13 protein-coding genes are annotated in these 13703 nt (G+C 46.8%); 7 read left to right on the top strand and 6 right to left on the bottom strand.

What is annotated here, in order from left to right; genetic code table 11:
* Window positions 1-2: 2 nt before the first annotated feature.
* Both ACLVWU_RS04345 and ACLVWU_RS04350 read right to left on the bottom strand, forming a co-directional pair.
* A complete protein-coding gene (locus tag ACLVWU_RS04345; protein WP_413577622.1) occupies window positions 3-680 on the bottom strand; it encodes a PilZ domain-containing protein in 678 nt (225 codons plus the stop codon).
* 2 nt (window positions 681-682) lie between these two features.
* On the bottom strand, window positions 683-1834 hold the full coding sequence (locus tag ACLVWU_RS04350) for a cyclic nucleotide-binding domain-containing protein (RefSeq protein ID WP_413577623.1): 1152 nt from the start codon (window positions 1832-1834) through the stop codon (window positions 683-685).
* 235 nt (window positions 1835-2069) lie between these two features.
* Between ACLVWU_RS04350 and ACLVWU_RS04355 the strand changes: the two genes are divergently transcribed.
* Window positions 2070-2417, top strand: a complete 348-nt coding sequence (locus tag ACLVWU_RS04355; RefSeq protein WP_413577625.1) for an HNH endonuclease — start codon at window positions 2070-2072, stop codon at window positions 2415-2417.
* 2 nt (window positions 2418-2419) lie between these two features.
* On the opposite strand, the gene ACLVWU_RS04360 is transcribed toward ACLVWU_RS04355, so the two are convergent.
* Window positions 2420-3088 (bottom strand): hypothetical protein, encoded by a 669-nt coding sequence (locus ACLVWU_RS04360; protein WP_413577627.1) that lies wholly within the window; start codon window positions 3086-3088, stop codon window positions 2420-2422.
* Between the two features lie 222 nt (window positions 3089-3310).
* Here ACLVWU_RS04360 and ACLVWU_RS04365 point away from each other — a divergent pair, with 222 nt between their 5' ends.
* From ACLVWU_RS04365 to ACLVWU_RS04380, 4 genes are all read left to right on the top strand, one after another.
* Window positions 3311-5092, top strand: a complete 1782-nt coding sequence (locus tag ACLVWU_RS04365; RefSeq protein WP_413577628.1) for a DNA topoisomerase VI subunit B — start codon at window positions 3311-3313, stop codon at window positions 5090-5092.
* Window positions 5092-6255: a DNA topoisomerase VI gene (locus tag ACLVWU_RS04370; RefSeq protein ID WP_413577629.1), complete on the top strand. Its 1164-nt coding sequence runs from the start codon at window positions 5092-5094 to the stop codon at window positions 6253-6255. Before ACLVWU_RS04365 ends, ACLVWU_RS04370 begins: the two co-directional genes overlap by 1 nt.
* A 271-nt stretch (window positions 6256-6526) precedes the next feature.
* A complete protein-coding gene (locus tag ACLVWU_RS04375; protein WP_413577631.1) occupies window positions 6527-6994 on the top strand; it encodes a hypothetical protein in 468 nt (155 codons plus the stop codon).
* 55 nt (window positions 6995-7049) lie between these two features.
* On the top strand, window positions 7050-7496 hold the full coding sequence (locus tag ACLVWU_RS04380; RefSeq protein WP_413577632.1) for a hypothetical protein: 447 nt from the start codon (window positions 7050-7052) through the stop codon (window positions 7494-7496).
* A gap of 9 nt (window positions 7497-7505) precedes the next feature.
* On the opposite strand, the gene ACLVWU_RS04385 is transcribed toward ACLVWU_RS04380, so the two are convergent.
* Complete coding sequence (locus ACLVWU_RS04385; RefSeq protein WP_413577634.1) at window positions 7506-9086, bottom strand: ArnT family glycosyltransferase; 1581 nt, start codon at window positions 9084-9086, stop codon at window positions 7506-7508.
* 118 nt (window positions 9087-9204) lie between these two features.
* On the opposite strand from ACLVWU_RS04385, the gene ACLVWU_RS04390 reads away from it, so the two are divergent.
* Together ACLVWU_RS04390 and aspA are read left to right on the top strand one after the other, a co-directional pair.
* Entirely contained in the window at window positions 9205-10260 is a 1056-nt protein-coding gene (locus tag ACLVWU_RS04390; protein ID WP_413577636.1) for an MBL fold metallo-hydrolase, read from the top strand.
* Between the two features lie 3 nt (window positions 10261-10263).
* Window positions 10264-11682: an aspartate ammonia-lyase gene (gene aspA, locus ACLVWU_RS04395; protein WP_413577638.1), complete on the top strand. Its 1419-nt coding sequence runs from the start codon at window positions 10264-10266 to the stop codon at window positions 11680-11682.
* 359 nt (window positions 11683-12041) lie between these two features.
* Here the strand turns inward: aspA and ACLVWU_RS04400 are convergent, their stop codons facing one another.
* Window positions 12042-12527, bottom strand: a complete 486-nt coding sequence (locus ACLVWU_RS04400; RefSeq protein WP_413577639.1) for a hypothetical protein — start codon at window positions 12525-12527, stop codon at window positions 12042-12044.
* On the bottom strand, window positions 12524-13597 hold the full coding sequence (locus ACLVWU_RS04405) for an NADH:flavin oxidoreductase/NADH oxidase (protein ID WP_413577640.1): 1074 nt from the start codon (window positions 13595-13597) through the stop codon (window positions 12524-12526). The genes ACLVWU_RS04400 and ACLVWU_RS04405 overlap by 4 nt, the downstream gene beginning before the upstream one ends.
* Window positions 13598-13703: the final 106 nt, after the last annotated feature.

A 13703-nucleotide genomic window follows, 5' to 3' on the forward strand; every position in this document is an offset into this window, starting at 1 on the left:
ATTTAGGCGGCTTTTCTGAAAGCCGAACGCTGCATTTCGACGATAGCGCTGATGATGGCAAATTCACTGGAGTTTGCCAAATGATTGAACTCAAGGCCGATAACCATGTCATCACCATGCACACGAAGGTTTTTGACGAAGCCTTGCACAGGAATCGGTTCGCGATCCTGTAAAAACATGACGGCTTCCACACGGTCGTCCAAGCGCAAGGTTGGCATCTCTGCCGTCAGTAAAACTGCACAACCCTCTGTTGACACATCAATCAGGCGGCAAGTGGTATTGGACTGCTGCAGGTTCAACGTTGCAATCAGGCAGTCCGCTTGAAATCCTGAAGGCAGGGTGTAGCGGAAGTTTTTTCTTCTTTGCAGATGGAATAGATCTGTCACGGAAAGATTCAGACCGCCTTCAAAGGGCACAGCTGTTGCTTCAAACATGTACTTTTCGTTGTTCACACGGAAATAACAAGTCAGCACGCTCTTCAGGCCAAACTTGAATTTGGATCCATCCGTCATCACGCATTGGATTTGATTCTGATCATTGATGGAAACGGCACTCACATGCTCGCTTTCATCTTCATCGCCTTTCAGCAGAATTTCACCTTCGATAGCAACCAAGGTCTCCAAAAGGAATCTTTTATGGACTTGGTTATTAACTGTTTTGAAAATAGTGACTGGACCCATAACTATGCCGCGCTGACCAGTTTATGGCCGCACTCTCCGCAGAATTTAGCTCCAGCGACCACTTCAGAGTTACACTGAGGGCATTGTGGGCCATTGGTTTTCTTTTTAGGTTTTTCTTCTTTTTCGTTGATGTCGACGAAACCGCGCTCATTCCATTTGTCGATCTCGCGAAGCATTTTCCAGCTTTGCAACATTGAGCGGAATTCTTTGATTTCGAACTGTAGTAGAACTCCGGTGCCGACTGTACGGCGCTTCATAAAGATCCCTTTGCCTTCGAGTCGGGTGAAGTGATCATTATTCAGGGCAAAGCCAAGTTCATTGGTGCAATAGTCTGAAAATTTCGAAAACTCGACGCTGGTGACACCAAAGCGATCCACTTCCGGTGAATCACCAGTTACTTTCAGCAGTCCATCCAAAAGATTCAAACAGACTTCATCCACGCGCAACAGCTCGGATTTTCCAGCACCTTTGAAGTAGTAGTACTGGAAGAATTCAAAGAAGGCCTCTACCAGATTCAAATCCAGGAAGTGAACTTTTTGAATTTCGTCAGCGCCCTCGGGGTTGTCGGCAGGTTTACCCATTTCGTACAATGCCAGCTTCTGTTTCACCAGGATGTTGATGACCTGTTCAACGCGTTTTGGACTTTCACCAAAAACACGCTGAGCGTACTGTTTCATCATTTGCCATTCCACGATGATCCGGCCGTTTAAAATCGTCTTGTCGCCTTTATGATTTGCTGTGTGGAAGACAGCGCCAAAGGCTTTGGCAACCTGATCCTCAGGACATGGGGAAGAGTCTTTTTCCAGTTTCGAAGATCGAACTTCATTCACGCCCATACGCAGACGCTCTGCCAGTGACTTGATGATCACTTTAAGCATTTGTGGTGCGCCTTCATAAGTTTGCTTTAAGGTATCTACGGGAATTTCAAGTACCTTGGTTTCTGCAGTGGCAACGGCCGCTGTCGGGTGAGTTTGTGCACCCAATATCACTTGATCGCCCAGGAAATGCGAAGGCCCGAGCTGGAAAAATTCCACATTCTTTTTGCCACGGATCAGACACTGAGAAGCGCCACCTGATTGAATCAGATAGACGGAGGTGATTTTATCGCCATCCTTAAAGATGACTTCGCCTTTTTTAAAGGTTTTTACGGACATAGCTCACTCCTCAAAATAAGAATTCTCAGAAAAGTTATCGGCAAAAAAGCCCGTAGAATTGAGCATTTAAGGACTGGCTTAGGTCCAGTTTCTGGTCAGCAGGACGAGTCGTATGTATGAAGAAAGGAAAAAAGACCCATAAAACCGGTCGTTTTTGGGGCTATTTTGATGAAAATAACGGGTAAAAACCCAGGGTGGGTTGCTGGAAACAGGTGTTTCGGCTATAAAAATCGCCATGGATTATTACTTTAGTGCAGCCCCTGAGGCGCACCAAAAAAAGGAAAAGGCGAAGGCACGTGAGCTTCGTCAAAGCCAGTGGTGGCGCCAGGAATTGGGTAAAGGACTGTGCTATCACTGCGGAGAGAAATTCAAATCTGCAGAGCTTACCATGGATCACTTGATTCCCATTGCTCGAGGCGGGAAATCCACCAAAAATAACTGCGTTCCTTCATGCAAAGACTGTAACAGCAAAAAAGGACATAAAACCCGCGCAGAAATGGCTCTCGAAGAGCTTAAAGTATCCTCTCAAGTCGAAGACGTTGTGGCGTCTGACTCCCCGGAAAATACTGAAACTGAAGAATAGTTTTAAGGTTTGAAGAACTGAGGAAGAACTTCTGGATTTCTATCCAGCAGAATAGTCAGTGCAGCTTCAAAGCTGTCGTCTCTGAACACAGGAATCAGCCATTTTGTTTCCGCATCATAAATCAGTCTTTCCAAAGTGTCTTTTTCGATCACATGAAAGGGCAAAGACGTTTCCTGACGGGTGGGGTTTTTCAGCTGGAAGAAGTGAGTCGCCGCGGCCAGGATTTTCTCCTGCTGATCGGCCGGCCGCTCATAGAGATGTTGCCATTGGCGGCAGCACAGGTCTTCGAATGTGTAACTGCTGATTTCCAGTATATTCAGGGAGCGGAATAGATGCATTCCATTGCGATTGTAAATTTCAACGAAGTGTTCGTCCTGAATTAGATCCAGATCCTCAGGGCGCGCATACAATCCGGCTGTATTCAGGTATGTCTCAACGAACAGGCGGTTGTTGGTCATGGAAAGTCGTTTTTGCTTCATGTTAACACAGGTCAAAACATACATGCTTACACGGGTGACAACGTCTTCTTGTTCGGCCCGGCTCAAACGGCTGAAGTGGATAAGGTGCGGATTCGCGTAGGGGCGAAACACGATCCCTTCCTCTTCGATCAAATGTGTAAATGATTCGGCGAGTTTTTTAAACGTCGCGAATAATGAATCTGAACTTTCCATGGTTTCCTGAAATTCTAGAACGTACTGCGCAATATTACTAACTAATGTTCATATGGCCCGTTATGTATTGAAGCAAGGAAGTTAAAGGTGGATTACCTCACATTAAAATTTGCGCCGCGCGACGTTGAGCCTTTGGTCTTGATTTAACCAGTTGCGTTAGGAATAAGCTATCAAAGTCATTGTATTAAAATTCGTTAACATCGTTATAAGGACTAAGCGACTGTGAGCAAAATTACCAAAAGTAGTACAGCTGAATATTTTGCTAAGAACCTTCAGCAAGTCGGGTTCTCGTCTCCATTGAAAGCCGTTTTGACGACTTTAAAAGAAGCCGTAGATAACTCTTTAGATGCCTGTGAATCTTCCGGCATTTTGCCTGATCTGTTAGTAGAGATTTCCAAAGTAGGAACCGGTTCCACCAAAAATACTGATTTAATTCGCATCGTTGTCGAAGACAACGGTCCCGGAATCGAAGGCGAAGATCTTGCCAAGGTTTACGGGGAGTATCTTGCGTCTTCCAAATTCGGTCGCGGTCAATGTTCGCGCGGTCAACAGGGTATCGGTATCTCTGCAGCCACTACCTGGGCGCAGATGACAAATGCTCGTGGTGTGAGTGTTGTTTCCAAGACTAAAAAAATGCGTAAAGCGATTTCGGCGCAAGTCGATGTCGACATCAAATCCAATACGGGAATTGTTAAAAACAAAGAGTCTATGGATTGGGATCGTGATCACGGAACTCGTGTTGAATTCATCCTTGATGGACGTATTCAATTGAACGGTGATGGTGGTCTTTTGACTTATATCGAGGGCACAATTCTTGTGAATCCTCATATGACAATCACTTACAAATTAAGCGACGCTGACTTTGTAACGATCGCTCGTGTCAGCACTGAAGTTCCGCAAGTTCCAGAGGCTTCATTACCACATCCTCATACGTTCAAATTGGGTGAGTTTATCACTCATGCGACGTTGTTCGGTAAAACGACTTTGTCGAAGTTCTTGAAGACGGGTTTCTCTCGTATCAGTGATCAGTCGATTAAAGACTTTGTTAAGAACGGTCTTCCAAAAAACCTTTTGGAAAAACCAATCACTTCTTTAAGCGAAGAGGACTTTAAAAAGGTTTTCCAAGCCGTTCAAAATACAGATTTGATGGCTCCTTCTACGAAGTCAGTTTTGACTGTGGGCGAGGAAGCACTTTCCAAATCCATCACTCGTTTGGGTGAGATCGACTTCTTTGCAGTTGTGACTCGTAAGCCGACAATTTGTGACTTCAAACCGGTGGTTGTGGAAGTTGCTTTGGCGCGTTTCAAAGACCGCAATCAACAGAACGATTCTCCAGTGACACTTCTTCGTTTCGCGAACCGTGTTCCACTTCAGTTCGACAAATCTGGATGTGCGATCACTTGGGCGATCGAATCTGTGAACTGGAAAACTTATGGCTTGGGTCAACCGAAAGACTCTTTGCCACTGGGTCCTTATATTTTCGCGATTTCCATCGTTTCTCCGTTCATCAAATTTAAAAATGCCTCGAAAGAAACAATCGATGCATCTGAAGAGTTGGTGGCAGAGATTCGCCTGGCATTGATCCAGGCAGGTCAAAAACTTTCACGTCACATCAAAAAAGAAGTGAAGGAAGCGGATCTTGAAAGAAAATTGGCCCATATTGAACAGTTCGGTCCGATCCTTGTAGAGGGGTTGGCAAGAATCATCAATGCACCTGAATCCCGTAAGAAAAAGGCTGAAGAAGGTTTGAAAAAACTTTTGGGCCGCGATTCTGAAGAGGCGATTGCAGATCTGGAAGCAGCAGAATCCAAACTTTTGGCGCAAAAACAGCGTGAAAAGAAGAAGGGTATCGATCATGGGGACGAAGAGGAATTCGATGTGATTTCTGCTGAGGACATCCACGAAGAAGCTGCCCAAGGCACTAAAAAAACTACGACGAAAAAAGCCGTTGGTACGCAAAAAGCGGTGGCTACGACTAAGAAAACGACTGGGAAAAAAGCGTAATGGCAAAATTACTTAGCGTTCGCGAACTTAAAATTGATATTCCAAAAGAGGCCCGCATCCTGGCCGACAAGATGTTGAAGGACCTTGAATCTTCAAAACGTCCGGTTTTGGAGGCTGTTAAGACTTCATTGGACAACTCTTTGTACAATGCCAAAGTGGGTTACTTAACTCCAGGTGATAAAGTTGTTCGTACGGAGTTGAACGTATCTTCAGTACAAAAGCTGGCTCGTGTGGTTTTCGTTTTGGAAATTCTTTTGGGCAACTTGGAAATTGGCTCTGTAAATACAAAGCGTGAGCTTTATTACATGTGCAAAGGTTTGATCAAAGGGAACTCTCGTTTGAAACCGTTGGATTTCGACGATCAGTCTGAATCAGATTCGATCATCGACTTTATCGGTGACATGCTTGAAGTGTACCGTGAGGAATTGAACTGTTTCGCCAATGACCGCGGTGGACAAACTTATTCTCAACAATTGGTTGTAACTGAAACATTGAACGATGGTGATAAAGCCGTTGTCGATCTTTCAACTCTGGGTACTTCTCCGTTCCAACCAAAAAATAAACCGCAAGCTTTGAAATTGAAGGCGAAAAAGAAAATCGACTTCTGCTTGATCGTAGAGTCCGAAGGTACGGCGAATACGCTGGTATCCATGGGCTTCACGAAACGTAACAACTGTATCGTGATGGGTGCTCAAGGGGTTCCATCGAACGGTGTGCGTGGTTGGTCTAAGCTGATTCAAGACGAACTTGATGTTCCGATGTACTTCTTCGGAGATCTCGATGCGTACACCATGCAAAATATCTTCCGTACTTTGAAAGCGGGATCTGCGGCGTCTTTGATCCGTAACTCCCACTTCTCTGCACCGAACGTTAGATTCCTGGGTGTATTGCCTGAAGACGTTAAAAAATATGATCTTCCTCACTACAAAGTGAAAGAATCGGATCCAGCTGAAGCCCGCGCTTTGAAAAAAGCGAAGGATGCTTTGGAAAACGATCCATTCTTCCTGGATAAGAAGAATAAACACCTAGCGGATATCCTTCGCTGGTTGATCAAAGAAAAGATTCGTTGCGAGCAACAGTCTTTCTTCTCTGTGGATCCAAAAGATCCAATCAAAACAGAGAAACTGATCCTGGAAAAAATCAAACGCGGATCTTACGTTTAGGTCCTCGTTACATTCGAACAAAACATTCAGTCCTCGCTCTTTTTTGTTGAGCGGGGATTTTGTTTTTTTTGGGGTTCGATGTTTTGGTTTTTGTCTTAAGTTTATTCGGGTGGGCTGCGGAACTCACACGAAGCCAGCTAAGGCCCCTCCGCGAGTTCGAATGACGACGTCCTGCCTTCAGGAGAAGGGGTGGATTCAGAATGCTCTTTGAGTGTTGCGGCATTGCTGGTCATTTAAGTTCTGTGAACTAAAGTATTGGGGCGGAGGGTTTATGAAAATGAAATTCTTTTTTTTGTTGGGTCTATTTTTGATTTTGGGGGCTTGTGCTTCTAAAGATAAAAAAGAAGTCAAAAATCCTCTGGAGTATTTGAATGGTCAAACCTATGGGGTCGATGGCAAATCTCTTGATGATGGCAGGCAGGGTTCTGTCTACGATGTAACGGGCATTCCCCTTTCGGGCACGAAAAACAAAGTGACCCGCATTCGAGGAGTGATCATGCAGGGCGAGGGAGTGGAAACTACTCCGCTTAAGTTTACAGCAGTTCGCTTGTTGGATGATGACGGAGTTACGATTGCAAATGCGACGTCTGACATTAAAGGTAATTTTGTTCTTTCTGGAATTTTCTTCAATGGCCACTATGTTGTCGAGATCACTTCCAAAAAGTTTACGGGGGCAACCCGAGTCTATGTGAACAGCTATGATCAGGAGATTACAGTTCACGCGAAGTCTGTGAAATAACCGACTGTGACGCGCTATTGCTACCAAAAGTGTGTCCGTACCTTAAGATGAGCCTATGAAGAACAGTGTATATTTATTTTTGATTTTAGCCGTAGCCGTGGGTTTGGGCTCTTGTGCTCACGATAAGGAGCAGGCTCCACAGGATTTGGCGACAGATACCTTTGAGGTTTCCCAGCAGGGTGGGGACGATAGAATAGTTCGTTCTTCAGGTGTTGAAGGCATCACTGAACAGGTGGTCTTAAATGGCATGCTTCGTGTTCGGGGTGTGAATCAAAAATATATGAACGGTGTTGTTGTGCATCTGATTGATCGCGATGCCACGATTTATGCCCGCGGCCGAGCCGCTTCTGATGGGTCTTTCCAGCTTTCAGGTCATATCCCAAAAGGTTTTTATCTTATCAAGGTAATCGATCGTAGATTTAAAGGCGAGTTGCCGATCCATTTGAATGGGGTTGAACTTAAGAACCTTATAGTTCAAGTCCAACCCGTGATTCGTCGTTAAAAAAAAGCCCTACTGTCTTGCAGACGGTGGTCTTTCATTCGGGCCATAGATAATGCCCTGGAAGTTCTTGCACAAGTATACATAGAACGTACGCGCATGCACACCGTGACGGAAGGTCATCAGCTTATCGCGGCTGCAGCTGTCAAACTTCGCGTACTCCAACGGATCCTTGTCGTATTTCTCGGTGGTCACAACAATCGCATCCTGGCCTTCCATGTTTTTCATTTCTTCCACGGATTGCATCACTGTGTAGTTGCTGACAGTCGAGTTCAGCATATAGATCTTGGCTTTCGTACCCCAGGTAGTTTGCGCTGTGGTCTCATAACGAAGTGCTGCCAGGAACGGGCGGTGCCCGGTTTCTGCGTGAATTTCGCGTTGGCGACGATTCACGAATTGCCCCAGGTCTTCCCAGCCAGTGAACTCATTGGATGGATCGAAAGTGGTTTCCCATTTCGCATTCGGAGCAAAAAACTTGAAAGCCTTTGGAATCCACGGGTATGCAAACGGTGTGTAAGTCAGCAAAGCCAATGGAATAAAGAATCCCAAAATTCCGTAAGTGAAAACCTTGCTACGGGCTTTGACGATTTGTTTTTGCCCCCACTTCAATCCCTGTGACCAGATGTAACCAGCGCCCATCAGAAGCAAAGTGTAAGCGGCTCCGGACCAGTGTGGTTTGTAGTCCGCAAAGAACGGCTGCGGATAAAAGACGAAGATCGAAGGCGCGGTCAGACAGAATAAAAATCTCCAGCGAGCTTCCTTGCGTTTAAGCAGTGAAGTAACAAACGCCAGCGCAATCATCACGTACAGGAACGGCGTGCTGAATAAAAGTTGTGCTGCAAACCAGCCGCCCCAACGGCCCATACTGAAGGTGCTACCTTCGTGGCGATCGTGGAATTGATAACGGAAACCCGGCCAGTCATGCAGATGGTTCCACCAGAAAATCGGTGTGCATAACACGGTCGCGATCAGGAAGCCCACCCACGGCCACGGTGTCAGTAAATCCTTGCGGCGGCTTGGAGTCGCCAACAAATACAAACCAAATCCCGGTGCAAGCAAGGCGATGATGAATTTGGAATTAAGTCCCAAGCCCATCAAAATTCCCAGCCAGATCCAGGTTTTCTTAACGGACCAGCGTTGTTTGTCTTCACGCACACCTTGCCAGAAGACGTAGGCCGCTGCCACCCAGCACAAAGCAAACACAGGCTCAGGGGAAGCGACATAGCCACCAAAGCCCCAGAACGGAGACCACAGCATCACAAAGCCCACAAAGATCGCAGCCCACTCATCAAAAAGGTCTTTGGTCAGTTTGTACAAAAGGACAATCGTTGCTGCAAAGCAGGCAAATCCTGGCAGACGAACACCAAGCTGATTGTCGCCAAAAATCGAAGTCGTGATCGCCTCAAGCCACGCAATCATTCCCGGATGATCGAAATAGGAAAGTTGCAGATCTTTGGCCCATGACCAATGGTACGCCTCATCATCAATCAGTCCGATGTTAAGACTGAAAAAGGCTCTGAAGAACAGTGTCAGAATGAAAAGAATAAGGACTTTTTGGTGGGTGGATCTTTGCTTCCAATATTCAGCAATCACAGAGGTTTCTCCAGTTTTACGGAAGTCAGTATTTGTATCTATCTGTCGTAGCCCTTAGGTCTCGGCGTGGCAATGATTCCTCTCGATGAAGCTGTGTGTAAAGTGTTATGTTGGTACAATGAAGATGAGCTGGTTTTTACTCCTGATTAAAGTGGGAGTCCTTGTGGGATGCGCAGGGCCTTTTAAATATCATGATCCGAATATTCCCCATCATGGGAAGGACGGATTTTTGAATAACTACGACAACTCTCCGAAGGCAAGTGTCCTTAAGTGGTATTGGGAGCGTTGGACGACCTCTTTTCCGCCGGATGAGCCCGATGGTGCCCCGGTTGTTGCGGTGGATTTAAATGCACTTAAAAATCCCGAACCTTTACAAATAACGTGGCTGGGTCATTCGGCAATGCTTGTGCAAATGGACGGGATAAATATCTTAACAGACCCGTCGCTGTCCGAACGCGTTTCGCCGATAAGCTTTATGGGTCCTAAGCGTTTCGGAAAACTTCCTCTGGAAATCCAGCAGTTGCCCAAGATCGACGTCGTGGTTATTTCGCACAGTCACTATGATCATTTGGATCTGCCTTCACTTAAAAAAATCAATGAGCTGAACAAGGGGCAAACCCGTTTTCTGGTGCCGTTAGGCAACAAAGAACTGCTGGCGGGTGAGGAAATAATAAACGTCGAAGAATACGATTGGTGGAGTGGGGAGAAAATAGGCCCTATTCAGTTCACCTTTGCGCCGGCCCAGCATTGGACCACACGTACCACCTTTGACGTGAATCGTACGCTATGGGGCGGCTGGATGATTAAGGGGCTGACTAAACAGGTCTATTTCGTCGGAGATACCGGCTATTCCAGGGATTTTCAGGATATCCGTCAGCGCCTAGGTGCGGTGGACGTTGCTCTTATTCCGATTGGTGCCTATGCTCCACGCTGGTTCATGCAAAAGCAGCATATCGATACATCCGAGGCGGTACATATCCATCAGGATTTGGGCGCACGGTTTTCGTTACCGATTCACTGGGGCACATTTAAACTCAGTGACGAACCGATGGCCGAGCCACCGGTAAAACTGAAAGAGTCTTTGCAAAACGCAAATCTGCCTTTGACAGTTTTTCCAGTACTCAGCCGGGGCGAGACTTTTTCATTTGAAAAAGCCACTAAACAGGGGAAGTAGTTAATGAGTCAGTTCAGAATTGAAAACGATCTATTAGGCGACAAACAAGTTCCGGCGGATGCGTATTACGGCATCCACACTTTGCGCGCGATGGAGAACTTTGAAATTTCTGGTATCAAAATCGGCCAGGACGAATTGTTTGTTCGTGCTTTAGCACTGGTAAAAAAAGCCACGGCCATGGCCAATGGTGAACTTGGCACGATCCCCAAAGATGTTTCTAAAACCATCGTTGAAGCCTGTGATGTGATTCTAAAAGACCCACGCAAATGGGGCGCGCAATTTCCTTCAGACATTTTTCAGGGCGGCGCGGGCACTTCAGTGAACATGAATGCCAACGAGGTCATCGCGAACATCGCGCTGGAGCTTCGCGGTTTGAAGAAGGGTGACTACAAAGTTATTCATCCGAATGATCACGTCAACAAATGCCAATCCACTAACGACGCTTACCCAACAGCATTCCGCGTGGCTTTGTACGAGCACATAAGTGTGGCCGTCAAAGCTGTCGATGTTTTGGCACAGTCTTTCGAGAAAAAAGGCAAAGAGTTTTCCAAAGTCTTGAAAATGGGTCGCACTCAACTGCAAGACGCGGTTCCAATGTCTTTGGGTCAAGAGTTCAATGCCTTCGCAACTTTGCTAAAAGAAGACAGCCGTCTGCTTAAAACAGTTCAAAAACTTATTCTGGAAGTGAACCTGGGTGCCACTGCAATCGGTACAGGTGTCAATGCACCGGAAGGTTATTCGGCTTTGGCAGTCAAAAAGTTGGCAGACGTGACTGGCTATCCCTTTGTGATTTCTGAAGACCTGATCGAAGCGACTAGTGATTGCGGTGCTTACGTGATCATTTCTGCAGCGCTAAAACGCACAGCTGTGAAGCTTTCAAAAATCTGCAACGACTTGCGTTTGCTAAGCTCAGGCCCAAGAGCAGGTCTAAAAGAAATCAATCTTCCAGAACTACAAGCCGGCTCGTCAATCATGCCAGCAAAAGTAAATCCAGTGATTCCAGAAGTAGTAAACCAAGTAGCCTTCAAAGTTATCGGCAACGATTTGACAGTGACTCTGGCAGCAGAAGCAGGACAGCTACAATTAAACGTAATGGAGCCAGTAATCGCATCCAGCTTGTTTGAATCAATCAACCTGATGACTCAAGCCTGCTACACCCTAAAAAACAAATGCGTCGACGGCATCACCGCCAACCCAGAACGCTGCCGCGACTACGTAATGAACTCCATCGGCATCGTAACCTACCTTGACCCAATCATCGGCCACGCCGAAGGCGATCTAATCGGAAAAATCTGCGCCCAAACCGGCAAAAGTGTGGCGGAAGTGGCGTTGGAACGCGGAGTAGTAACCCAAGCCCAACTAGACGAAATTTTCTCGAACGAAAATCTCCTAAATCCCAAATACATGGGCAAAAAGCACTAAACCCAAGTCCCAGCTCAGCGTAAAAAAACACTGAGCCACGCACAACCATAGGGTCTACCTCTTTTTTTATTCCTCACAATGAAATCGAAGAAATTTGGCGGCAGCTGGGAGTAAAGCCTGGCATGCAGTCGACCTCCGTGGGCGCCACGATGGCGCGAACTCGCCCGACGGGCGAGCCACGGCTGAGCCAGGAAGGCGTGTCGACGGAATGCCAGGCTTTACTCCCAGTTGACGACAAACCCCTAAGAATCCAGGACGGGAATAAAAAAAAGGCCCATCCTAGGCCCTTATCTAAAGAGTAACGATAAGGCAGAGTGATGGGCACATGTCTTTTGGCTGTCAGCCGTAGACGCGTTTCCTTAGTTGCGTTTCTTACGAGCCTGGTTACGGTGCTCTTCGTGCCAGGCTTTTCTGTGTGACTGATGGTGTTCTGATTTTTTGTCAGACTTAGGCAAACTCTGCAGGGCTGCACGCAATTGCGAATGCAAAGGCATCAAGCTCGCGCCAGATAACAACAAGCCACGATATTGTTTGGTAAAGCTGTCAGGTGCTGGTTCCTCTTCAAACAACAAACGTTCAATTTCAGCACGAGCTGTTTCGCCATGTTGTTCAGAAATCAATTCAAGTTCCGTCATGATATCAATGTCGGCCATCAATGATGTCAATTCACGCAGCCATTTATAGCGCTCTGCTGTGATCAACACATTGAACCACTCGTTCGGTTGGGATTCGTAACCAACTTCGGTGTCGAATTGTTCTTTCAAAGAATTTAAAACTTCTTTTTGCAAAGCCCAAAGAGCTTGGCGAACTTGCATGGCATTGGAGTGGTGTGATGATTTAGTCATGTATTCACCCTACCGTACTGAAGCGGCCATGTCACATCGACGCCTAGTTTTTTGGCAGCGTGTAACGGCCAATAGGGGTTTCTTAGCAGCTCGCGGGCCATTAAAATCAAATCAGCTTTCCCGGATTGCAAGATTTCTTCAGCTTGCTCGGGGGACGTGATTTTGCCAACGGCCCCCGTGGGGATTGCAGCTTCATTACGGATCACTTCGGCAAAAGGAACTTGGTATCCGGGACCCACCGGAATCTTAGCATGAGCTACGTTTCCGCCGGTGGAGCAATCGATCAGATCAATGCCGATTTTTTTGAGCTCCTTGGCAAATTCAATACTTTGTTCAAGATCCCAGCCTCCATTTTCCAGCCAGTCGGTTGCAGAAATTCTGGCAAATATCGGAAGCTCCTTCGGCCAGGCATTTCGAACTGCCGCCGCAACTTCCAAAGGAAAGCGCATGCGGTTGGCCAAGCAGCCGCCGTATTCGTCAGTTCTTTTGTTAGAGTGTGGTGATAGAAACTCGTGCATCAGGTAACCATGGGCCATGTGCAGTTCCAGTAGTTGAAAGCCTGCGTTTTGTGCAAGTTGGGCCGAGGAAACGAAGTCGGCGACCAGGCCCTGGATTTCCTTAGGAGTCAGTTCATGGGGAGTCGGCCAGCCATTATCAAAGGGGAGGGCACTGGGTCCTACCGGAAGCCAGGCTCCCTCATTGGAAGCAAGGGGTTTGCCTCCTTTCCAGGCAACCTGCGTAGAAGCTTTGCGCCCGGCATGGGCTAGTTGTATTCCCGCCACACTTCCATGGTCTTTCATAAATTGAACGATTGGTTTGAAGGCATTCATCTGCTCTTCGTTCCAAAGGCCCAGACACCCCAAAGAGATACGTCCCTCGGGGCGGACCCCTGTCGCCTCCACTATAATCAGTCCTGCGCCCCCTACGGCCCGGCTGCCCAGGTGAACCTGGTGCCAGGCATTGGGCACACCATTATCAGCCGAGTACATGCACATAGGCGAGACCGCAATGCGATTTTTAAGTTCCAAAGAACGAATTTTTATCGGGCTAAAGAGTCGAGTTTGATTCATTTCTACCTCGGGATTACCGTCCCTTTTTTTTCAAAAACAGACAATAGACTTGGCAAAAACGCATGCCAATCATAAATCGCTATTGGACTTGCTAAAAAGTGTTCTT

The sequence above is a fragment of the Bdellovibrio sp. HCB290 genome, from assembly GCF_047305925.1.
Lineage (GTDB): Bacteria > Bdellovibrionota > Bdellovibrionia > Bdellovibrionales > Bdellovibrionaceae > Bdellovibrio.

Coding starts and splice junctions, on each gene's coding strand:
- ACLVWU_RS04345 (WP_413577622.1), bottom strand. CDS start 680: ATGGGTCCAGTCACTATTTTCAAAACAGTTAATAACCAAGTCCATAAA.
- ACLVWU_RS04350 (WP_413577623.1), bottom strand. CDS start 1,834: ATGTCCGTAAAAACCTTTAAAAAAGGCGAAGTCATCTTTAAGGATGGC.
- ACLVWU_RS04355 (WP_413577625.1), top strand. CDS start 2,070: ATGGATTATTACTTTAGTGCAGCCCCTGAGGCGCACCAAAAAAAGGAA.
- ACLVWU_RS04360 (WP_413577627.1), bottom strand. CDS start 3,088: ATGGAAAGTTCAGATTCATTATTCGCGACGTTTAAAAAACTCGCCGAA.
- ACLVWU_RS04370 (WP_413577629.1), top strand. CDS start 5,092: ATGGCAAAATTACTTAGCGTTCGCGAACTTAAAATTGATATTCCAAAA.
- ACLVWU_RS04375 (WP_413577631.1), top strand. CDS start 6,527: ATGAAAATGAAATTCTTTTTTTTGTTGGGTCTATTTTTGATTTTGGGG.
- ACLVWU_RS04380 (WP_413577632.1), top strand. CDS start 7,050: ATGAAGAACAGTGTATATTTATTTTTGATTTTAGCCGTAGCCGTGGGT.
- ACLVWU_RS04390 (WP_413577636.1), top strand. CDS start 9,205: ATGAAGATGAGCTGGTTTTTACTCCTGATTAAAGTGGGAGTCCTTGTG.
- aspA (WP_413577638.1), top strand. CDS start 10,264: ATGAGTCAGTTCAGAATTGAAAACGATCTATTAGGCGACAAACAAGTT.
- ACLVWU_RS04400 (WP_413577639.1), bottom strand. CDS start 12,527: ATGACTAAATCATCACACCACTCCAATGCCATGCAAGTTCGCCAAGCT.
- ACLVWU_RS04405 (WP_413577640.1), bottom strand. CDS start 13,597: ATGAATCAAACTCGACTCTTTAGCCCGATAAAAATTCGTTCTTTGGAA.